The sequence below is a fragment of the Brevibacillus sp. IT-7CA2 genome (genome assembly GCF_949767855.1).
Lineage (GTDB): Bacteria > Bacillota > Bacilli > Brevibacillales > Brevibacillaceae > Brevibacillus.
Map to the genome: position 1 here is coordinate 13012 of NZ_CATKQT010000005.1, position 20755 is coordinate 33766.

The 20755-nt window shown below is 47.3% G+C and carries 19 protein-coding genes; 6 read left to right on the plus strand and 13 right to left on the minus strand.

Annotated features, from left to right (window positions below; all coding sequences use genetic code 11):
• Positions 1-186: 186 nt before the first annotated feature.
• The 4 genes from ACM6JA_RS03150 to ACM6JA_RS03165 all read left to right on the plus strand — a co-directional run bounded on the left by ACM6JA_RS03150 (position 187) and on the right by ACM6JA_RS03165 (position 2124).
• Positions 187-366 carry a hypothetical protein gene (locus ACM6JA_RS03150; protein ID WP_414851155.1) on the plus strand — a complete coding sequence of 60 codons (180 nt, stop codon included), beginning with the start codon at positions 187-189 and terminating at the stop codon, positions 364-366.
• 25 nt (positions 367-391) lie between these two features.
• On the plus strand, positions 392-862 hold the full coding sequence (locus tag ACM6JA_RS03155) for a GNAT family N-acetyltransferase (RefSeq protein WP_414851262.1): 471 nt from the start codon (positions 392-394) through the stop codon (positions 860-862).
• Positions 863-1096: 234 nt separating this feature from the next.
• Positions 1097-1660 carry a signal peptidase I gene (gene lepB / locus ACM6JA_RS03160; RefSeq protein WP_414851156.1) on the plus strand — a complete coding sequence of 188 codons (564 nt, stop codon included), beginning with the start codon at positions 1097-1099 and terminating at the stop codon, positions 1658-1660.
• A gap of 125 nt (positions 1661-1785) precedes the next feature.
• The gene (locus tag ACM6JA_RS03165; RefSeq protein ID WP_414851157.1) at positions 1786-2124 is read left to right on the plus strand and encodes a YmaF family protein; all 339 of its coding nucleotides are present in this window, start codon (positions 1786-1788) and stop codon (positions 2122-2124) included.
• 44 nt (positions 2125-2168) lie between these two features.
• On the opposite strand, the gene cydC is transcribed toward ACM6JA_RS03165, so the two are convergent.
• The 10 genes from cydC to ACM6JA_RS03215 all read right to left on the minus strand — a co-directional run bounded on the left by cydC (position 2169) and on the right by ACM6JA_RS03215 (position 14672).
• Positions 2169-3926: a thiol reductant ABC exporter subunit CydC gene (gene cydC / locus ACM6JA_RS03170; RefSeq protein WP_414851158.1), complete on the minus strand. Its 1758-nt coding sequence runs from the start codon at positions 3924-3926 to the stop codon at positions 2169-2171.
• Positions 3923-5668: a thiol reductant ABC exporter subunit CydD gene (cydD, locus tag ACM6JA_RS03175; protein ID WP_414851159.1), complete on the minus strand. Its 1746-nt coding sequence runs from the start codon at positions 5666-5668 to the stop codon at positions 3923-3925. The genes cydC and cydD overlap by 4 nt, the downstream gene beginning before the upstream one ends.
• A complete protein-coding gene (gene cydB / locus ACM6JA_RS03180) occupies positions 5668-6681 on the minus strand; it encodes a cytochrome d ubiquinol oxidase subunit II (RefSeq protein WP_414851160.1) in 1014 nt (337 codons plus the stop codon). Before cydB ends, cydD begins: the two co-directional genes overlap by 1 nt.
• The gene (locus ACM6JA_RS03185; protein WP_414851161.1) at positions 6671-8086 is read right to left on the minus strand and encodes a cytochrome ubiquinol oxidase subunit I; all 1416 of its coding nucleotides are present in this window, start codon (positions 8084-8086) and stop codon (positions 6671-6673) included. Before ACM6JA_RS03185 ends, cydB begins: the two co-directional genes overlap by 11 nt.
• Before the next feature lie 583 nt (positions 8087-8669).
• Positions 8670-9425, minus strand: a complete 756-nt coding sequence (locus ACM6JA_RS03190) for a hypothetical protein (protein WP_414851162.1) — start codon at positions 9423-9425, stop codon at positions 8670-8672.
• A complete protein-coding gene (locus ACM6JA_RS03195; protein WP_414851163.1) occupies positions 9415-9999 on the minus strand; it encodes a sigma-70 family RNA polymerase sigma factor in 585 nt (194 codons plus the stop codon). The genes ACM6JA_RS03190 and ACM6JA_RS03195 overlap by 11 nt, the downstream gene beginning before the upstream one ends.
• A 243-nt stretch (positions 10000-10242) precedes the next feature.
• Positions 10243-11109, minus strand: a complete 867-nt coding sequence (locus ACM6JA_RS03200) for a pentapeptide repeat-containing protein (protein WP_414851164.1) — start codon at positions 11107-11109, stop codon at positions 10243-10245.
• A 62-nt stretch (positions 11110-11171) separates the two neighbouring features.
• Positions 11172-12905 carry a stage II sporulation protein P gene (gene spoIIP / locus ACM6JA_RS03205; RefSeq protein WP_414851165.1) on the minus strand — a complete coding sequence of 578 codons (1734 nt, stop codon included), beginning with the start codon at positions 12903-12905 and terminating at the stop codon, positions 11172-11174.
• 233 nt (positions 12906-13138) lie between these two features.
• Positions 13139-14083 (minus strand): GNAT family N-acetyltransferase, encoded by a 945-nt coding sequence (locus tag ACM6JA_RS03210; protein ID WP_414851166.1) that lies wholly within the window; start codon positions 14081-14083, stop codon positions 13139-13141.
• A gap of 379 nt (positions 14084-14462) precedes the next feature.
• Positions 14463-14672 (minus strand): hypothetical protein, encoded by a 210-nt coding sequence (locus ACM6JA_RS03215; RefSeq protein ID WP_414851167.1) that lies wholly within the window; start codon positions 14670-14672, stop codon positions 14463-14465.
• A gap of 167 nt (positions 14673-14839) precedes the next feature.
• On the opposite strand from ACM6JA_RS03215, the gene ACM6JA_RS03220 reads away from it, so the two are divergent.
• Entirely contained in the window at positions 14840-15373 is a 534-nt protein-coding gene (locus ACM6JA_RS03220; RefSeq protein WP_414851168.1) for an acyl-CoA thioesterase, read from the plus strand.
• A 55-nt stretch (positions 15374-15428) separates the two neighbouring features.
• Here the strand turns inward: ACM6JA_RS03220 and ACM6JA_RS03225 are convergent, their stop codons facing one another.
• Positions 15429-17036, minus strand: a complete 1608-nt coding sequence (locus ACM6JA_RS03225) for a peptide ABC transporter substrate-binding protein (protein WP_414851169.1) — start codon at positions 17034-17036, stop codon at positions 15429-15431.
• 18 nt (positions 17037-17054) lie between these two features.
• Complete coding sequence (locus tag ACM6JA_RS03230) at positions 17055-17552, minus strand: GNAT family N-acetyltransferase (protein WP_414851170.1); 498 nt, start codon at positions 17550-17552, stop codon at positions 17055-17057.
• A gap of 43 nt (positions 17553-17595) precedes the next feature.
• Here ACM6JA_RS03230 and ACM6JA_RS03235 point away from each other — a divergent pair, with 43 nt between their 5' ends.
• Positions 17596-17778: a hypothetical protein gene (locus ACM6JA_RS03235; protein ID WP_414851171.1), complete on the plus strand. Its 183-nt coding sequence runs from the start codon at positions 17596-17598 to the stop codon at positions 17776-17778.
• Between the two features lie 51 nt (positions 17779-17829).
• Here the strand turns inward: ACM6JA_RS03235 and ACM6JA_RS03240 are convergent, their stop codons facing one another.
• Positions 17830-20745, minus strand: coding sequence for a WG repeat-containing protein (locus ACM6JA_RS03240; protein WP_414851172.1), 2916 nt, complete (start codon positions 20743-20745; stop codon positions 17830-17832).
• Positions 20746-20755 lie beyond the last annotated feature (10 nt).

The window sequence follows — 20755 nt, forward strand, 5'->3', positions numbered from 1 at the left end:
TTCCCGGACAAGCAACAAACAGGCTGACACCTCGACCAAGTGGATACGTTCCTCTCAGTGGCCCTTCGTTTTCGATTGGCCATTTTTAGTTTAGTCATACACATTTTGTAAAATTCTTAGCAACTCTATTTACTTCATTTCGTATATGATAGGAGCAATATTTGAACAATGGAGGAAATTTCGCAAATGGAAGATCAATATGTTGTTGGTTGGGGTACATTGGCCCTCATCAACGCTGGACTAGCTCAAGGAAAAAATCGTAGCGGTCTCAACTGGTTTTTTCTCTCTTTATTTCTCGGCCCTATCGCAACGCTAATCATTGTAGTCTGGGAAAAACTGCCCGAGCAGAAAGACTTGTCACAGTGAGCATGTTGATAAGGAGGCACGCATGATGCAAATCCGAAATGTACAAGAACAAGACTACCTCAAAGTTATTACGGTCCTCAACGATTGGTGGGGCGGGCGACAAATGTCTGATATGTTACCCAAGCTGTTTTTTATCCATTTCCAGTCAACGAGCTTTATTGTTGAAGAGAATGGAGAAGTCATCGCTTTCCTCATCGGCTTCTTGTCCCAGACGTTGCCTGGCGAAGCTTACATTCACTTCGTTGGGGTGCATCCCGACAAGCGAAAAGATGGATGGGGACGCGAATTATACCAACATTTCTTTCAAACTGTAAAACAAAAAGGATGCGATACGATTCGATGCATTACCTCTCCTGTTAATAAAGGCTCAATCTCCTTCCACACGAAGCTAGGTTTTGCGGTTGAAAAAGGAGATCAAATGGTGGATGGAATCGATGTGACTTCTAATTATGATGGAAAAGGAAACGACCGGGTTACTTTTGTTAAGAAGATCTAATCTTATGGCAACCCGTAAATACAGTTAAAATATCCAAAAAAGCAGGTCGTTCACATGCTTAAAGCACTTGGTCTTGGCGTTACTTTGCAGATCCTCTGTATGATCCTAGCGATAACGACTGAGAACATCGATCAAGCTGGCAATTATGCTGTCATCTTTTCATTTACGTAACCAAGAAGCACCATTTCACGTACTAATCAATAGCCACACCAAAGTAATCTTTCACGTGGAAGGATGCGGTCTGATTTGAAAAGTGTAAAAGCAATATGGGGCTGGACGAAAACGTTGGGCATCTCCCTTTCACTCGCGATGTTAGTTAACATATTTGTCCTCCAACCATTTAAGGTGAATGGACAATCGATGGAGCCCACTTTGCAAAACGCCGAACGCATCTATGTGTCGAAATTGTCCCACACATTCTCTTATCTCCCTGAGTACAACGATATTGTCGTGGTCGACAGCCGTGTAGACCGGGACCGTACGTTAAAAGACGACATCCTTGAAAATCCTCTCCTCATGCTCGCCATGGGGAAAAGCGATGCTAAAACATTCTGGGTAAAACGAGTCATTGGCAAACCCGGCGATACTTTGGAGTTTAAGAACGAGAGCCTGTATCGGAATGGACAGCCGTTAAACGAGCCGTACATAAAAGAAAAGATGGTCGACGTACCTGATGCCAAAATCGTCATACCGGAAAACCATGTGTTTGTGATGGGAGATAATCGTAACAATAGCGATGATAGTAGAGTCATTGGCGTAATTCCACTCGATCATATCATGGGGAAAAAACTGTTTTAATCAGACGAGAGCCTTTTCCACTGAGGAAGGCTCTCGTTCTTTTCAACGCATAGACGAATGTCCGTTTCGAAACGCCTGATAAACGCATTTATTAGTGATAAATGCATGCAAAGGGGCGTTTCTTAATGAGCTCTCAGCACTCTCACTCATTACGCTTTATTCGATTTGCCGATCGGCCCGGGCATTTTCATGGCTATGACACACTGACAAGCATTTCGGATCGTCATCGTCACCGAATACGTGGCAGAACGTCGCCCCCAGAAGGAATGAGAGATCGGCACGTCCATTACTACGAAGGTACGACTACGTTTAATGATGGACATGTGCATCACTACAGGGGATGGACGAGTCCGCCTATTCCACTGCCGGATGGAAGTCATTACCACGAGTTTTCAGGGCAAACCACTTATGATGACGGGCACACTCATTACTACCGGGGTGTAACCAGCGAGGCCCTATCTTAAGCGAAAAAGGCTGTCCCTCTTCGGAACAGCCTCTCTTCCTTTTCTTATTTTTCCAATACTAACGCCAACGGACAGTCCAATGTATACAGGTTGCGATACCTTGGATTGTCCCGATACAACTGGTCATGTGTCCCTCGCATCGAGATGACTCCCTGCTCCATAAAAATGATTTCGTCCATTTGCTCTACACCGCTCAAGTGGTGAGTCACCCAAATCAAAGTCCTCCCTTGCAAGACACGGAAGATCGTTGTCATCAGATCGCGTTCAGTCAACGGATCTAATCCCACTGTCGGTTCATCAAGGAGAACAATCGGCTTGTTTTGCAGCAAAATCCGGGCAAGAGCTATGCGCTGCCTTTCTCCGCCCGAGAAGCGCAGACCGGTTTCCTGCATCCGTGTTTGATAACCGTCCGGTAGGGTTTCAATCAGCTGAGCCAGACCGACTTGAGCTGTCACAGCACGTACTTCTTCATCGGACGCATCGGGTCGACCGAGCCTGATGTTATTGGCTACGGTTGTGTCAAACAAATACGGCTGCTGATTCAACACAGAAAACAAACAAGCAGAAGCCTTTTCTGACTGGACAGGCTGCCCATTTACTGTCACCTGACCTGCCTCCGGCTGTATGGCACCTCGAATCAAGTTCAGTATCGTCGATTTACCCGCTCCGCTGCGACCAAGCAACGCGATTTTACCACCTTGAGGCACCTCAAAAGACACGTCCTGCACACTCCAATTGCTGGCTTGTTGGTAGCGAAAATGAACATGATCGAGATTCAAGCTGCCTCCAGCTTGATCTGCCCCCTTTTCCTTTTGCGCTTCCCCAATGGATGGACGACTGCCCTCGATCTCACGAAGCCGCCCCAGAGACTCCTTGTATTCTGGCATTCGCACAACAGCATCAGAAATACGGGCAAACGCATCCATCAACGGAAACGCAACCAGCCCAATCGCAGCAATCAACGTAGCAGGAATCTGATTCGCAGCGGCAAGTCCGCCCGCCCAGATAACCAGTAAGACAATGGCACCACCGATTGCACACTGCGACATCCACTGTACTCGCCATTCTCCGCGTCGAATGGAGTTTTCGATTTGGGCAGCTGTCTTTTGCCGTCTTGTAAACAACTGGAGAAACTGCTGTGTACGACCACTGAGAATCCAGTCACTCATGCCAAAAACAGCATCAGTCAGTTCCCGATATGCTGCCTGTCTCTCCTGCTTGAACCGACGACTCTTGGCAATGGATGACCACAAAACTACTGCGGGTGCAACAAACAGCAGAAAACCACAGTACAACGCCATCAGCAGCGCGAACATCCCGTCCATTCTTCCCAGTGCCACAATACCTGCCCCGTAGAGGAGAACCGCCGAGACAGCGGGCAGCACAAAGCGCAGATAAACATTCTGTAGTTGCTCGATGTCATCCGCTAGTACACCAAGCAGATCTCCCGTACGAAAACGAGTGCCAAGGAGCTGAGCTTGCGGCTCGATGGCCCGGTACAAACGCACACGCATACGCGATAACACACGCAAAGCTGCATCGTGTCCAACCAAACGCTCCAGGTACTGTATGACAGCTTTGCTAAAGCCAAAAGCCCGGACAAGTACGATGGGAACATAGACCATTAAGACGTTTTCGGGCTTGAGTGCAGAGCGAGAAATCAGATAGCCGGACGTATAAAGCAAAGCACTCGCACATGCCACTGCCAAGGTTCCAAGCAAAGCCGCTGCGGCAAACTGCCAGAAAAATTGGCGAAAGTATGGAAGAAACCACCCCTGATTGCCTTCTCGCGCTTCCTTCATCCTTTCTCCCCCTTGGCACCAGCTGTCAACAACCGATAAAATACGCTTTTTTGTGCAACGAGCTGTTCATAGGTACCCGCTTCCACCAGTCGTCCCTGGTCGATTACCCAAATCCAATCCATGTCTCGCACCCAATGCAAACGATGTGTGGCCAAAAATACGCGTCTGTCCCCCAACACCGACAACATGGTCTGTTTGAGCTCCCATTCCGTTTCAATATCTAAGTGAGCGGTCGGCTCGTCGAGCAAAATCACTGGTCGGTTGCCAAGCAGCGCACGTCCCAATGCAACCCGCTGTGCCTGTCCGCCACTTAACGTACGACCCCCTTCGCCAATGATTTCGTCACAGCCATTTGCCAAGCTGTCCACCAGCTCTCCCAGACCGACATCACGAATCACCTGCTCCACCTGTTCCTGCGTCGCTTCCGGCTCATAGAAGCGAATGTTATCCGCCAACGATTGATTGAATAAATACGGATGCTGTGGAATGTAAGCGATTTGCCGCTGCCACTCCTGCTTCGCATCCCCCGTAATGGGTTGCCCATCTACTTGTATCATGCCAGCGTCGGGATCAGAAAAGCCGCCTAACACTCCGAGGAGGGTTGATTTTCCAGCCCCGCTCGCCCCTACAATGCCCACTCTTCTCATGTTGATGCCCAATTCCGCAGATACCTCACCCAATACCTGTCTGCCATCCTCACCGACGACACGAATATCGGACAAGATAATCGTTCCTTCCAATACACCTGTCAGAGACGTCTGGCTATCTGTTGCTTGTGGTTCCGCCTTATGTTCATCCGGAGCGCCACTATCGATAATCGTACGAATAGTCCCCAAGGCTTCCTTGCCATCCAATGAGGCGTGGTAGTCTGATCCCAGCATCCGTACTGGCAAAAAGTATTCCGGTGCAAGAATCAGGATGACCAATGCCGTTTCAAACCCAAAGTTTCCTTCAATCAGCCGCAACCCAAGACCAACTGCCACAAACGCAACCGACAGCATGCTGAAGAAGTCGAGTGCCAAAGAAGACAAGAAGGCCACGCGCAACGTACGCATCGTAGCGGAACGATATTGATCGCTCACTCTACCGACAGTCTCCCCATGGTCTTTGCTGCGTCCCAAAAACCGGAGCGTCGCAAGCCCGCGAAGCGAATCCGTGAAATGATGGGATAGCATTCGATACGAGCGCCATTGTTTGTCTGCTTGTTTACGCGCCGCCAGACCGAGTACGATAAAAAATCCAATGAGAACAGGCATCGTTACCGTCAGGATCAGTCCAGAAATCACATCTTGCATGTAGACAAATGCCAGAAGCGGAAACGTAACAAAAACCATATCCAGCGTACGCGGAACAGACAACTCCAGGTAGGTACGTACACGATCTACACCTTCCAGGACAAGCGTAACAAGCTTTCCGCTTCCTTCACTGGCGGCAAAACGTGGACCACGCTCGAACAATCGGGATAGAACTCGCTCTTGCAAAGACTCACTAGAGGCTTCAGCAAAACGGCCTGCGACTTTCTTTTGCAGCCAAACGATGCTATGACGAGCGACTATCATGACCAAAAACAGTGCAAGTGGCTGATACGCCATCTGAACTGCTTGACCTTCAAACAAGATCGCGATCGACTTCGCCAAAAGCAGTGCCTGACCGATAATCGCCGCACTTTGCAGGAGGGAAAGACCGGCTAGCAGCAGCATAACCGGTCGGATTCCTTGTAAGCGGAACAATTCCTTGTCCATTAGTACTCCAAATGATCCTTTTCAGTGACTCGTTTGTGGAAAACGAAGTAGCTCCAAGCCTGATAGGCAAGCACAAACGGTAAAAGCACTGCTGCAACAATGGTCATTGCTTTTAACGTGTATGGACTCGAAGCTGCATTATAGAGGGTCAAATCAAACGCGCTATCAATCGTGCTGACCATCACCCGTGGGAACAAACCGATAAACATCGAGACGAACGTCAACAGGATCATTGCACCTGTCATCCCGAAAGCCCATCCTTCCCTGCCTTGTCTCAAGAAGTGACGAGCCAGTACAAAAGCCACAACACCTAAGAGTACAGCTACTGTCAACAAAACACCCTGGCGCTCAAACAGATCGGTTACCATAAAGGTCCACCCTACGAGTACCGCCATGAGAACCGCTTGCATCGGCAACAGCTTCCCTGCCAGTACACGTGATTTTTCACGCAGCTCGCCTACCGTGCGCAGCGAGATAAAGTTTAGACCGTGTAGCAAGCATAGTCCTGTAACTGTCAAACCTGCCCACAAAGAGTAACCATTCACAATGTCAGAGAAGCCAGCAGTCATTTCCATATTCTGATCAATTGGAACACCCTTCACCAAGCTGGCAAACACCATTCCGAACAACATCGGCGGTACAAAGCTTCCAATCAGAATCGCTGCATCCCACGTCTTTTTCCAAGCCTCGCCTTTCCCTTTGCCTCTAAATTCAAATGCTACCCCGCGTCCAATCAACGCAAGCAGAATCAGCGTAAGCACGAGATAATACCCGCTAAACATCGTGGAATACCACTCCGGAAACGCTGCAAACATCGCTCCGGCAGCTGTAATCAGCCAAACCTCATTGGCATCCCAGAACGGGCCAATCGTATTGATCAGAACCCGGGTTTGCAAATCATTTCGTGATAGCAGGCGCGTTGCCATGCCGACACCAAAGTCGAAGCCTTCGAGAAAGAAAAATCCGGTAAACAGAACGGCAATGAGTAGGAACCACAGTTCATTAAGCTCCATAACGTTCACTCCTTACCCGATCAAATGGATCCTGAAGCTGTAAATCCTCTACTTCCTCATGACTATCCATATCCGGTCCTTTTTTGGCCACACGAGCAAACAGATATGCCAAGAGGCAAAGCAGGATGAGATAAATCGTCGTGAAGGCGATGAGAGAGAACCATACCTCTCCTGTGCTAATGCTTGGCGAAACCGAATCTTCAACACGCAGTAGCCCGAATACCGTCCACGGCTGACGACCTACCTCCGTCATGATCCACCCAGCTGAGTTTGCGATGAATGGTAGTGAGATACCCGCAACCATCAACTGCATGAACCGCTTGTTTGGCTGTTCCAGCTTTTTGCGGATGGTCAGATATGCCCCGTACAAAGCCAGCAAAATCATTGCACTACCGCCCGCTACCATGATTCGGAAGCTCCAGAAGGTCGTACGAACCGGTGGAATGTAGTTTCCTGGACCGTAGGTTTTCTCATACTCTGCCTGCAATTCCAACATGCCCGGTACAGAACCTGAAAGGGAATTGTACGTCAGGACGCTAAGCAGATAAGGAATCTTTATTTCAAAACCGTTTTCTTGTTTTTCCGGATCAATCGTTGCAAAAACCGTCCAAGGAGCTGGGTCTGAGCTTGTTTCCCAGAGACCTTCACTCGCTGCCATTTTCATCGGTTGGGTAGCAACCAAATACTGTGCCTGACCATGACCGAATTGAGCAATAGCAAGTGAGGAAATCAATGCTACCACGATCGCAATTTTGAAAGATTGCACAAAGAATGTAACGTCTTGTTTTTTCAACAGCTTCCAAGCACTGATACCTGCTACCAAGAAGGCACCTGTCGCAAATGCCGCAAATACGGTATGCGGGAATTCATATAGTAATTGTCCATTGCTAAGGAGCGCGAAGAAATCGACCATCTCTGCACGTCCGTTATTGATAGCGAAGCCGACTGGCTGCTGCATGAACGAGTTGGCTGCCAAAATCCAAAGAGCCGAAAGAATCGTTCCGATGGATACGAGCCAAATACATGCGAGATGCACACCTTTGGACAAGCGATCCCAACCAAACACCCATAGTCCAATAAAAGTCGATTCGAGGAAGAATGCTAAGAGTGCCTCAATCGCTAGTGGTGTCCCAAATACGTCGCCGACGAATCGTGAGAAATCAGACCAGTTCATCCCAAATTGGAACTCCTGCATAATCCCTGTCACGATCCCGACAGCAAAATTTATGAGCAAAAAGGTTCCCCAAAACTTGGCCATTTTTTTGTACAAGTCATTCTTTTTTACCACATACATCGTTTCCATAATGGCTACTAATAATGACAGCCCGATGGAAATCGGCACAAAAACAAAGTGAAAGATAGTTGTTATCGCAAATTGAAGTCGTCCCAAATCCACTATATCCATGTACAAGATCCCTTTCTATTCGCGTTTTGGCCTTTATGTACCGGAATTATACCAGTGGGGAAACCAGCATTTATGGCGACTTTGTGAAAAAAATCACAAATATATGTGAAAAAAATCACAATTGATTCTCTCTCTTGTAACCCCCTTTTCGCATTCATCTTCTCGTGAGAGAGTTCTTTGTTTTGTTTTACCCTGTATATTTCCGGTCATGCATAATTGTAGCAGGACTTTTGACCCTAGAGGGTGTCCGATTCGTTACATGATTTTTAACACTCTGTGACTGTTTAGGATTATCCTATCATTTGAGCTAGACTTATGCTTCATTACTTATTTCATTACATGTGCAATAAATTTCATTCATATTAAAAATTATCAACAATTATGGCCGTAGAAAATATGGACCCTTTTACAGGCCCATCTTTCCCCTATTGATTTTTTTCGATGAGATACGACACTTGTGGAAGCGGCGTATCCATTCCCAAAGCACTACCAATTCCATCATTACGAAAATACCCAGGCGATCACCGACCTCGAAAAACAATCGAAGTCGGTGTGCCTGGGTACGTGGTGAAGCAACAACTGCTTATTTTTTTGCGGATTTCGTTGACAAGGAATCGATGATGTTGCCGATAGTCGCAGCATCAAAGCTCTTCTCTGCCATCTGGTACAGCTCGTACGTGAATCCTTCATGCTCCCAAATCACGATTCCGTTGGCGAAATGTACCTTTTTCCCGCCAATGGTTTCGATCTTGACACCCTCTGTCGTGCTGATGCCGTTTTCGCCACCGTTTGAAATCAACAAGGAAATAAACTCTTTCTCTTTTTTATACTGAATCTCTACCATACGCTCGCCTTGAACGACCGTGTTCACATAGGAATAATGCTCTGCCAACCATGTCGGTGCGGGAAAGTCCATTTTGCTAGCTGCGCGTGCTTCTTCCACTGTCATCTGTAGGGGGGCCTTGCGTTCTATAGGTATCTCGATTTCTTGGGTATTGGACTGTGTAGCAGGTAGCTCTTTATCGTATTGGGTAATTTCCATGTTCCCAACCTGAAAGCGTGCCAAGATCGTCTGGAGCATTCCTTGGGCAAACGATGTAGTCGAGAATGCCCCTAAAAGGCAAACAACAGCAACAGCACTAATTGTGGCAACTTTCCATTTATTGGTTTTCATATAGATCCCGTCCTTTTTACTATCATGTAGTTGTATGTTTCCTGATTCCAATTTGAATTTCAGCCGATTGTATATGTTGACTTTTGGAGTGGCGTCATCTAATTCCAGATCAGTAAGCAAGTCGGTGAGTTCACGAAAATCGTCTAGATTATGCTCACTCTTCATAACGGAAGCCCCCTTTTTGCAATTCCATTTGCAGCTTTTTCAAGCATCTGTAGAGAACGACGCCAATATTTGAACCACTGACACCAAGAAGTTCTGCGATTTCTGCGTTTTTAAGACCAGCCGCATATTTCATGGCGATGATATTGCGTTCCTTGTCACTCAGCTTCGCCAGTGCTTGAAATAAGGCTTGATGATTGTCGTCGCGGATCACGATGTCCTCCGGTGACGACTTCGGCAAGACCAGATTCAGAATCGAATCCAATGAAAAGCTGATTCTTTTTTTCTGTGAGCGGAAGTAATCTGCCACTGCGTTTCGGGCGATCGCAAACAGCCAGACTTCAAAGTTTGATTTATCCGGTGAAAAGCTGCTATATTTTGAAATCACCATTTCAAACACATGGCTACATATTTCTTCTGCTGCGTAGTGATTGTTGATCCGATAGCAAATATATTTATAGACGCGCTTATAATAAGCACCATAAATTTGGGCAAATGATTCGGTCGACATACTTTCTGCGTGCCTAGCGTTTTCTTCGTTTTGGCAGACGCCTGTGTTCACTTGGGCAATCTCCAACTACTTCCCCTCCCTTCTTGCTATCATGAACAAATTGCGCAATTTGTCTGGTTTGTGAGCCTCACGATAGTTAATACGGAAAAAGTAGAATTGTATTAACAACCATTTTTAAAGAGCCGAGGAAATGACGTGTGGATACCCTACGAAGAAATAAGGAGGCCCCCGGAACTGCAAGCATGCGGATTCTACGAAATGACTGAAAAAAGCAGGCTGTCAACGAATGACATCCTGCTTTTGGTTCATTTATTTAGCCCAGTGCGGTGGACGCGTGAACGAAGGTGGTAACTTGGTGCTTGCATCGCCCTTCGCCGCGTTGAGCTGAACCTGCGTGAGAAACAACGTCTCCGTCAAGTTCGCTCCGCTCACATCTGTATCGCGAAAATCTGCACCAATGAGGTCAGCTCCCCGCAAATCTGCTCCTCTCAAATCAGCAGCAATCAAATAAGCCCCGCGCAATTGAGCTCCTCGTAAATCAGCACCTTTGAGCTTGGCACCGATGAGATCAGCGCCTCGTCCATAGGTTTTTCCTTGCTTGCCCCCTTTGTACTTGGCAATCGCGTCCTTACGTACCAATTCACTTGTCTGCAACAATAGTTCATTAACTTTTGCTCGATGAAGAGTGATGTCCAGCTTCAGGATGTCCTCAGGACCGTGATCCGTCAGGCGCTGTGTCTCCTCCAAAGCTTCCTTCAATTCAGGATGGAGGGACTGGGCAGCTTGCTGGGTCAACGCCTCCGTTATATACCAGAGCAGCTCATGAAGCTGCCACATGATCGGAAATACTTCGTACATTTGCTTCGCTGTTTCAGGTACTGCACGCCAATCTTGGCCGCCATAAGTGACTTGAGACACCTTTTGACCAGCTCCAAAACAATCGTAGACAGTACAACCGCGAAAGCCTATCCCTCTCAGCTTGGTGTGAACACCACACCGGAAGTCTGCCTGTAAGTTACTACAGGGCTTGCCTGCGTCTTTATTGGTGGCAAAGTCAGAGGAAGCAGCAAAAGGCAATGCCACACAGCATAAGCCAAAGCAGCTTTCACAGTCACCTTGAAGATGACGGCGACTTTTATCGTCAGTTGATTGTATGTGTTCTTGATGCGTAGCCATAAATGATCCTCCTGGAAAAAAACACGATTCTCTCGCGTGTGGCGAATAGAATCGTGCTACTTTTAATTGAAGGCGATTTGAGATTCGATCAGGTAATTCCCAAAGACTTCGGCAAAGGCTTCTGCTGTATTATAGCCTTCTTCCAAGGTGTTGTTCGTACCACCGAATTCCAAAAGCAGGGCTCCCCCGGAAATGGACTGATTGTATACCCCGTTCCCTTGATTTGAACCTTTCAGGATAATCCCCCGCGACAAACCGGGATAAGAGGCTTCCAGACGGGCGTGCAGCTCTTCCGCCAGCTTTTTGTTCGCCAGATGATTCGGATTCGCTGTTCCGATTACAAACAGCATCCGGGAATAGGTTTTGCCATTGATCGTGATCGCTACCTTGCTGCGTGGCTCATCACTGTCCCGATGAATATCGAAAATGTACTGCAAGTGCGGACTGGTTGCAGCCGCTGCCGCTACAGCCTTGTACGATTCGGAATAAGACATCGAGTAGCTTTTATTTTGTTCCCTCAATTTCTGAGCGAAATCGTCCTGGCTCGCCATTGCCGAAATGCCTCTTGTTTGCAACAGCTCGCCCAGCCTTTTCCCCACAAGCGTGATGTTGATCTCAGGATCATCTACCGAGCTACCTTGTTGGTTCCGCGCTACATTTCGCCAAGACTCACGGTTATGGGTGTGATAGATATACACTTTCTCGTTTCCAATCATCCCACTGTTGTACTCGTACGTTGCTCCTGTAGGCGGCAGAGTACCAGCTGGTTGAATCTTCTCTACGATCCACCCTGCGATATAGGCGGTCGAATTGTCTGCCAGCCTGATGATGTACCAGTCTCCTACTGTTTGCACAACCGGGAATACTTGTCCGGGTTGAACGTTTCCGATTATGGCATGATCGGTTGAGGGACCGTTGCGGATGTTAGAATCAGGATTTTTGACGCGAACCTGTAGTTCTTGATTAGAGGGAGGCGTTGTTGTTGGCAAAGTCGCTGGTGCCCCCGGTGTTGAACCAAGCAGTGGCGGAGCCGTCCCAGTCTGTTCCATTGGTTTGAAAATATAGGCATAGGTACCGTTGAAGTTGATGGTATACCAACCATTTGCATATCCGTAATGATTGATTGTCATCCCGCCATGGATTTCACCAATGACGGTACCAAGAATATCTGGCTGTGCATAAACTTCATAGCCTTCGGTTAATACGATTGTCCCTTGCCCGAATTCACTCCCTGTATTGGATGGGAGTACAGGTGGGGGCGGTGCTGGAATTGTTGTCGGGTCTGGGATTTGTGCTGGTACCTGGGGTGATTTTGGTGCTGGTGCCGTTGTCTCCGTCAAGTAACTGACTTTAACCCAGCCGTTCTTTTGATCAGACAGCTTGATTTGTGCCCATTCCCCTTGCTTTCTCATTTGCAAAAACACACCGTTTTTGTCGATGATCTGCAAAATTTGTGCAGTGGCATTTGGTTCTGCCCGAACATTCAGCATGTCCACATTACTTTTGACATATTTGATCTGTGGAACTTCTATCATCTTCACATACTTATTATTGACCCATCCGGTATTGCCGTTCGGCAGCTTTACCTGAGTCCAATCTTTTTGCTGCTTGGTGATTGGCAACCGGGTCGCTTTTTTGAGTGTTGCGACGATCTGGGTAGTCGTACCTGGCTCGCTTCGAATATTTAACTGATCGACCGCCACGTCTACATGGGTGGCCGCTCGCGCAATGGACAGAGGCATCAGCAAAATCAAGAAGAAAACAGCTAGCAAGCTGACATTTACTCGTAAAAGCAAGTTCCTCGTTCCCCTCTGTTTTTTTCGTATTTTTGGAAAATCCAGCTAATAGAAAGAACTTCTCGATTCGTCCGCATATTCCTTCATGTTTTGACATCTTTTGCTCTCAAAACAGCAATATCGTCACGATCATTCTAGCTCCTGAAAATAGTGACGTTTTTACTAGAAAAAAGTTACAGAAAAAAGGATGAAGCGAAAAGCTTCACCCTTTTTCTTTTGACTCTATTTCCTTCCTACCATTTCGCTGCCCAAGCTTCTATCTCCACTTTGAGCGAAGGGACTGCCAATGCCGGGACGTAAGACATGGTCATCGCTGGCGGTGTCCCCCCGTGGAACTTCTCCCACACCTGATTAAAATGCTTCCAATCCATTTCCTCGGTTGCCCATATATTGATTTTGATGATATGGTCCGCAGTTACTGACTCACTTTTAAAATTGCGCAGTATGTTCTGTAGCGTGTTTTCTACCTGTTCTTTCATATCTGTCGGTAACTCTCCGTGAAGGTCCATTCCTACTTGCCCAGAAAGTACTAGCAAATCGGCTCCTTTTGGAACGACCGTCAGATGTGTATAGGGTCCCATAGGCGGAGCAACTGTACCAGGATTTTTGCGCTGAACCTTGGGCTTCACTTGATCGGTTTGCTCTTCTTTCACGATTGCCAGTGTTTGATGATCTTCCCACCGACCATTGACTTTCACGTTTTTCATGGCAATCCCTTCCTTGTGAAAACCAGCTTTTAGCAGCACCTTGATCGAGCCTATATTATGCGGCATCACGCCTGCTTCCAAACGATGAAGACCTAATGTCTCGAAGGCATAGTCAACGATGAGCTTTACCGCTTCGGTCATGTAGCCTTTTCCATTATGCTCTTTGTCCAGGAAGTAGCCGATCCAGCAGCTTTGCAGATTCTCTCTTACGACCTCTGAAAGGATGACTTCCCCAATGATTTCATCCTGTCCTTTTTTCGCAATGACAAAGACGTACCCTCTATCTTCTTCTTTTAAAGCCATCGAGCTCTTGATCCTGTCGATTTGCCCCTCCAGCGTGTAAAACGCCTCTTCTCTCGTCCCTGTGAAGTTTTGAAAAAAGTCTCTGTTTCTCACTTCAAGCCCCAAGAGGCTCTGTGCATCCGATTCCTGTACCAGTCTTACGTAAATGTTCTCTCCGTTTCCTTGCATACAATCCATCTCCCTTTTTCGAAATAAAAAAACACCACAGGAAATCCTGCGGTGCTCAAAAAAGAAAACCACAGGAAGCGACCTGTGGCGTTTTTCCACTGTATCCTGATGAGTCCCACTACATCAAAGGATGGTCGCTATATCCGTTTTTGGACATACTTCTCCCGTGATTTAGCCAGATCAAAGAAAACAGCGGTGGAGTATCCGATTCCTTTTGGCAAAGACAGTAATGATCTTTTTTTCATGTGGATACCCTCCTTTCCGCTGTTTTTACGTGCATACAATTTCGATATAGAGACGGTCGTAGCAACAACCGTTACATTATTATCCATAAACTACTCCACAAGTATAGCGGCAAATGACATACGTGGCAACAGCATTAATGTCTCTTTTTGCCGTTTCGCCAAAGCATAAACACATTCGCAATGGAGGTCAGTACAAGTAGACCCAACAGGATGTTTGTGACAATCAATGTGTTCGTCAAATGCTGAATGGGCTCATGAATAATTGATAAAACGCTCATCAGCTTGTTCGGAATATCATTGATCGAGGCGATAAGATTATTGAAATATTGCACATAGTCCCCCAAACCGGAAAACCTCCTCTCGCATACCTTATCCCGTCCATAGCCTTTGATAAAATTCGCCGTCTTACTCCACCGAAGAGGAATAGATCCATTTTTTTGTGGAACAATGAAAAGGAGAGAAGATTGTCATCATTCATAATCCGATTGCAAGAAAGAAGGGAGCTACCTTTATGACAATTCAACGTTTTGTTCGGGAGTCGCGCACGTTTAAAGCAAGCCATGTGCTGCCTCCGGATACGAACAATCACAATACGCTGTTCGGCGGCAGGCTGATGGCGCATATCGACGATGTTGCTGCGATCTCTGCCATGAAGCATGCCCGGGGGCCAGTCGTTACTGCTTCTACTGATTCCGTCGACTTTTTGCAGCCGATCCGGGTGGACAATGAGGTTGCACTCGAAGCGTTCGTCACATGGACGCATAACACGTCGATGGAGGTTTTTGTCAAAATTGTTGCGGAGGATTTGCTAACGGGCGTTCGAACCGTCTGTGCTACGTCTTTTCTTACGTTTGTCGCGATTGGTGAGGATGGGCGACCTACCCCCGTTCCCAAGGTCGTGCCAGAGACGGAAGAGGAAGTATTCCTGCACAATGGTGCTGACGATCGAGCTGCGGCACGTAAAATCAGGCGCAAGGATAACAAGCATCTCGCGGATTTACTTGGAACGAGACGTCCCTGGGAGCCGTTATTGAACACCCCGTAAACGCCAAAAAGTCCCCTTACCTTTTACAGGCTGGGGACTTTTTGCTGTTTCTATCCTACTCTTTGGACGCCCACTTGAAATCAACGACACCAATGCCATCGATCACGACATTTTTGAGCTTCTCATTTTGCACCCAGTGATCAGTTAAATAGTAAATCGGAGCGACAGGCATTTCCTCCATGAGGATCGCTTCTGCTTGCGCTAACAGTTGCTTTCGCTTCTCAGGATCTTTTTCGGTCGCGGATTGATTCAAGAGCTCTTGGTACTTGTTGTTTTCCCATCCGGTTTTGTTGTTGAATCCATCCTTGTCCTTAAACAGCTCCAGGAAGCCGACAGGATCATAATTGAAATCACTAATCCAGCTACTCCGTCCGATCTGATAGTCTCCGTTGTTCATTTCTTCTAGGTACACTTTCCACTCTCGCTCATTGAGCGTTACATCTACGCCGAGTGTTTGCTTCCACTGCTTTTGAATGGTTTCTGCTGCCAGACGATAATTCTCAGAAATTTTAAAGGAAAGTGTGATTGGTGGTAGCTTCGTAATTCCTAATTCCTTCATGCCTTCAGCCAGCAGCTTTTTCGCCGTTTCCTGATCGTTGTCCTTGAAGTAACCTTCCTTTTTCAGCGTCATCGTCGGGGGCAAGGCACCTGTAGCCGGTATTTGTACGCCATTATCCAGCGCCTGACGATTGATCGCGTAAGCAAACGCCTTGCGAATTTTTGCGTTGGTAAACGGGGCCTGCTCTGTGTTGAACTTGTACCAGTAAACACCAGCTATTGGTCTGGTTTGCAATATTTCATCGTACTCCAATGCAGGCAACGCATCGATTGGTAAAAAACCAAACGGAGCGCCTGACCAGTCAGACTCGCCATGATCGAACATATACAGCTGTGTATTCTCATCCTGAATGACGGTAAATTCCAGCTTGTCCAGCTTCACAGCCGCTTTATCCCAGTACAGGTCGTTTTTGACCACCGTGATTTTCTCTTTATCTGCGGAAACTAATTTGAAAGGTCCGTTCCCGACATGTGTCGCAGCTTCTCGATACCATCCCGGGTTTTTCTCATCGAGCTTTTTGTTCACCGGATAAAAAATCGGTGCGGCCGTTAGCTCTGTAAAAAATGGCGTAGGCTGCTCCAACTCCACGCGCAATGTCTTGGCGTCAATTGCCTTTACCCCAACTTCCGCCAGTTTCATCTCGCCTATATTTGCTTGCTCCGCGTTTTTGATGGAATAGAGTAGATAGGAGTAGGTACTAGCTGTTTTCGGGTCTAGCGCACGCTTCCACGCATATTCGAAGTCATGGGCAGTGACTGGATCGCCATTACTCCACTTCGCCTCACGTAAATGAAACGTATATGTTTTCATGTCATCCGATACGTCTATTTTCTGGGCGATTGATGGCTGAACTTTTCCATCCGGACCTAACCGGACCAACCCATCAAACATCGTCTGCATCACAGAAAACATCGCTTCATCCTCAGCCATAGCGGGGTCCAATTGACCTGGCTGATCAATCAGGTTCAACCGCAAAACCTTATGAGCGGGTGTAGTGCTCGCTTCTTGGGCTTTTACTTCGTTCGCCGAAGCATATCCTACAGATGAAACCAGCATCCCTGTCGCCACTAGCATATTTGCAATCATCTTACCTTGACGTTTCATCTCAATTCCCCTTTTTCCTTATACAATGTACAAGCGATAGTGTAGAAAAACATCCGGTGTTTCCGGCTTCATGTCATAGTGCTCGAATCCATTTTTCAGCAACACTTTTTGCGAGGAGATGTTATCCGTTGTTGTTTTCGCACAGATCATTCTGACATTCAAGTGGGGAACATGCCCCTCTAAAAAGACCTTCAGTGCCTTCGAAGCTACGCCTTTACCAGCGGTATCTTCCCCGACTCGATAGCCGAGATGTCCAATTCCTTCGTCTTTCTCGATGTCTACCAAATTCATTCTTCCCAAGATGTCACCTTGGCTGTTTTTGATGAGGCCAAAAAACGAGATTCCTTGCGCCTGCTCGTCGAGCAAGGCTTGCAGACCTCGTAAAAAATGGTCATATTGGTAGTAAGCGTCTCCTCGACTGGGAACCGATTTTTCAAAAAAAGCGCGATTGCGCACTTCAAATTGAAACAAGCTGGCTGCATCTTGTATGCTTAATTTTTCGATCGTAATCATCATAGGTAGGTAGGTATCCTTTCTTGAATCGAGGTGGAATTTTCATATGACTGTTGCTTATCTAGAAGAAGGTACGTTTATCGCCTTTATTGCCTTTACGATATTTTTCCTGGTCGCTTACAAGCTCGATCAGATTTCGTTTATCTCGTTCATTGTCTCCTTGTCGGTCACGGCTTGCGTTCACGCTGCCTTCTATGTGTTAATTGTAAAATATTGGCCGTTTTTTTAATAGCACAAAAAAAGGCGCAGGATGAACATCCGCGCCTGTACGTTTATCTGCTCACAGCTTCGCTTCATAGGCCGCAAGCAATTTAGCCGCTTGCTTGTTGTACTGGTTGACCAAGCTTTGAATGGCTTTCTGCCACTCAGCATGTGGGAGCGGGATTGATAGTTGATCTACGGGCTTTCCATTAATGATAAGTGCTGTAGTGAGCATTTGCTGTTGTACTGGACTGAGCGTAGCCACCGTTAACACCTTTGGCTTGAGCACTTTTTTTCCTTTCAGGGAACGCATGAGCTCTGTCATCAAGATGTGCTGATACTCCGCGTACAAATTCATCGTCATGTAGTAGCTCATTCCCTCTCGCACCGGCACAATTCCCCGCTTCTGTGCCCACTCCATCACCTGTAGCGTCGTCATCGCTTGACTTGTTTTATCCGTCGCCATGAAATAAGCCACTCGGAACATATCTTCGTCGCTCATGACAGAACGATTCTCATCGGCTTTGATGATACCCTTGAACACCAGTTCTGAAAGCACCGCCTGCTTGCCTGCATCCTTCGGCAGATTCAAATAAAGCGCCAGATTGGCAAAAAAATGGCTCTCGCTGTTGCCACCAGCTGGCCAGCTATACGGTTTGCCGAAATCGATCAGCTCAAGCGGGCGTTGTCGCATCGTATCCGAGTAGGCCGAAAACGATTGGAATGTGATCGGACTATAGGAGACCACTGGTTTTTTCGTCAGAAATCTTGTCGCAAACAGCTCTTGCCCACCTTGACTGAGATAACCGAACTGGTCTTTGGTTGTGAATACATAAGGTATCTCATCGTCTGCCTTACTCCACCACACTTGTGAAAATACTTTATTTGTTGGCAAAATCGCTTCATATTTGGCCGCTGTCAGCACCTTTCCTTCCAGCGACATAAGGCCGTACAATCCTGTCTTCTTATCCTGGTAGGCAATGGCACCCGTCTTGAGAGCCGGTAAGGGCATATACTTCATGGACTGATAATCGCCCGTGCTTAGGCGGAGCAACTGCGGTGAATAGACATCCCATCCTGTACTTGACTGAATCAATACCCGATCAAAATTAGATTCCGTGTGAAAACCTTTCACGCTAGTGAGCTTGTTAGCGAGCTGGTTCCCTTCTTGCGCCCATACATCCAGTGTGCCGTCCAACCGTGCTGTCATCGCGATCTTTTGATTCTGTACCATCGTTTCGTTTGCATCCCGATACACAAAATCGCTCAAGACCTGGAGCTGCCCGCCATCGACCTTGATCATCGCCATTCCGACATTCTCCGCTCTCACACCCATCGTGTATACGGAATCAGCAACTTTGATCAAGGTAAGAGGCGGTCTGTCGTTGCCTGACTTCCACACCGCGACTTTGAGCTCCGTAGTCAACAGCTTGCCATCAGGGGTATAAAGATCCGCCCAATCGTGATCCATTGCAACGATGAGATCGGTATCGGAATCCATGTAGACTGATTGGTAGAGCTTGCTGATCGGTTGGTTCGTCTTGCGGTCCACAATCATCTCGCCTTTTCCCGGCTCATACTTTTTCGTCAAATCATCGGACAACGGTATTGAATTTCCGGTTTCTACCGATTTCCCGACGGAGTTGTATCGCAGCACCTTTCCATTCGGCTCAGTCACCAGCACCTGACTCGATTCTTCCTCGTAGCGAATGACTCGATTCTCAACAGGGGGCAATACCAAGCCTTCATTTTCAGAATAAAGTCCGATTTTTTTTCCGTCCTTAATGCTAAGCATGCTGTAGCTGCCCAATGTCACATACGAGTCGAACCAAAAATCAGGCTCCTTGACTTCTTTATCCCAGCCTGGGAGAATCGCTTTTTTCCCGTCGCTACGAACGAGCAAGCGTGCAGCTGGCGGACCTTCAGCCCGCGGATAAGCAAAGGGGATGACCGTCTCTCCCCCGACTTGGAGGACGCCGTACAGATTCGTTTTCGGGTCCTGTCCCAGGACATAGCTGCCATGTAAAAACTCAGCACCTTTTTTCAATGGATGTGACGTACCTTTGGACCTGGAATGATAAGTGATGACATCTCCAGAAACTGTGTAGTACACATCCGAATTATTGTGCTCGATCCCCACTTCTTTATAGATGGGCTCTGCGAGCATCCGCCCGTCTTTCCACAGCCCTTGTCCTTTGGCCCCCATCACCTGAAAGTACCCATTATTCCAAATATAAATCGCGTTGTATTTGGGCTCGAGTACGTACTTGCCATTGCGATCAATCAAGCCTTCTTTTCCACCGGATCGAACCTTGAGATACGCGGTGTCTGGACCGCCTTCGTTCGGAATCAGTTCTGCTTTTGCCAGCACGAACATTTTTTTTCCGGAAGCAGGATCATACATGATGAGCTCTTTCGGAGTAGTCGCTACGACATACGGCTTTTTCTCCGCTTCTCTATTTTCCGTCTGATCAGGAGCAACCAATCGAACCATCGTGAGCTTGCCCCCGAATGGCGGAATCAGGACCTTTCCATTCGAATGGAGCAACATAGATGATTTTCCCAGCAGCATTATCGCCGTCCCCTGCTCTTTGGACAAATCATACGGATGCGCCCCTGCAAACTTCATGGTCGACAGCTTGTGCGTCGTTAAATCGATGTATTGGAACCAGCCGCCTTTTTGAACAATCGCGATATTTTTGGAATCGGGAATGTCAATGTTATCCCATATCGTAGGGGTTATTTCTTTCCCGGTTCGTGCGTCGAGAATTCCTTTTTTACCGCCCTTCGTTACGATTATATCTTTCGAAGATAGCTGAAAATCCTCATAAATAGCCTGTGTGACCAGCTTATTACCGTCCGTAAAACCGATCTTGTAGTCTGTGATATACGGCTGAATCTGGGAAAACGTAGCAGCATGGACAGAAGAAGTCCACGCACTTGCCCCAAGTACGACAGCGGTAACCAGACTGATGGTTTTCGTTTTTATGTTCATTGGTTATTGG

What these genes read in the sequence shown, in the direction of transcription:
- ACM6JA_RS03150 (WP_414851155.1), top strand. Translation starts at nt 187, where the DNA reads ATGGAAGATCAATATGTTGTTGGTTGGGGTACATTGGCCCTCATCAAC.
- ACM6JA_RS03155 (WP_414851262.1), top strand. Translation starts at nt 392, where the DNA reads ATGCAAATCCGAAATGTACAAGAACAAGACTACCTCAAAGTTATTACG.
- lepB (WP_414851156.1), top strand. Translation starts at nt 1,097, where the DNA reads ATGCGGTCTGATTTGAAAAGTGTAAAAGCAATATGGGGCTGGACGAAA.
- ACM6JA_RS03165 (WP_414851157.1), top strand. Translation starts at nt 1,786, where the DNA reads ATGAGCTCTCAGCACTCTCACTCATTACGCTTTATTCGATTTGCCGAT.
- cydC (WP_414851158.1), bottom strand. Translation starts at nt 3,926, where the DNA reads ATGAAGGAAGCGCGAGAAGGCAATCAGGGGTGGTTTCTTCCATACTTT.
- cydD (WP_414851159.1), bottom strand. Translation starts at nt 5,668, where the DNA reads ATGGACAAGGAATTGTTCCGCTTACAAGGAATCCGACCGGTTATGCTG.
- cydB (WP_414851160.1), bottom strand. Translation starts at nt 6,681, where the DNA reads ATGGAGCTTAATGAACTGTGGTTCCTACTCATTGCCGTTCTGTTTACC.
- ACM6JA_RS03185 (WP_414851161.1), bottom strand. Translation starts at nt 8,086, where the DNA reads ATGGATATAGTGGATTTGGGACGACTTCAATTTGCGATAACAACTATC.
- ACM6JA_RS03190 (WP_414851162.1), bottom strand. Translation starts at nt 9,425, where the DNA reads ATGAAGAGTGAGCATAATCTAGACGATTTTCGTGAACTCACCGACTTG.
- ACM6JA_RS03200 (WP_414851164.1), bottom strand. Translation starts at nt 11,109, where the DNA reads ATGGCTACGCATCAAGAACACATACAATCAACTGACGATAAAAGTCGC.
- ACM6JA_RS03210 (WP_414851166.1), bottom strand. Translation starts at nt 14,083, where the DNA reads ATGCAAGGAAACGGAGAGAACATTTACGTAAGACTGGTACAGGAATCG.
- ACM6JA_RS03220 (WP_414851168.1), top strand. Translation starts at nt 14,840, where the DNA reads ATGACAATTCAACGTTTTGTTCGGGAGTCGCGCACGTTTAAAGCAAGC.
- ACM6JA_RS03225 (WP_414851169.1), bottom strand. Translation starts at nt 17,036, where the DNA reads ATGAAACGTCAAGGTAAGATGATTGCAAATATGCTAGTGGCGACAGGG.
- ACM6JA_RS03230 (WP_414851170.1), bottom strand. Translation starts at nt 17,552, where the DNA reads ATGATGATTACGATCGAAAAATTAAGCATACAAGATGCAGCCAGCTTG.
- ACM6JA_RS03235 (WP_414851171.1), top strand. Translation starts at nt 17,596, where the DNA reads ATGACTGTTGCTTATCTAGAAGAAGGTACGTTTATCGCCTTTATTGCC.
- ACM6JA_RS03240 (WP_414851172.1), bottom strand. Translation starts at nt 20,745, where the DNA reads ATGAACATAAAAACGAAAACCATCAGTCTGGTTACCGCTGTCGTACTT.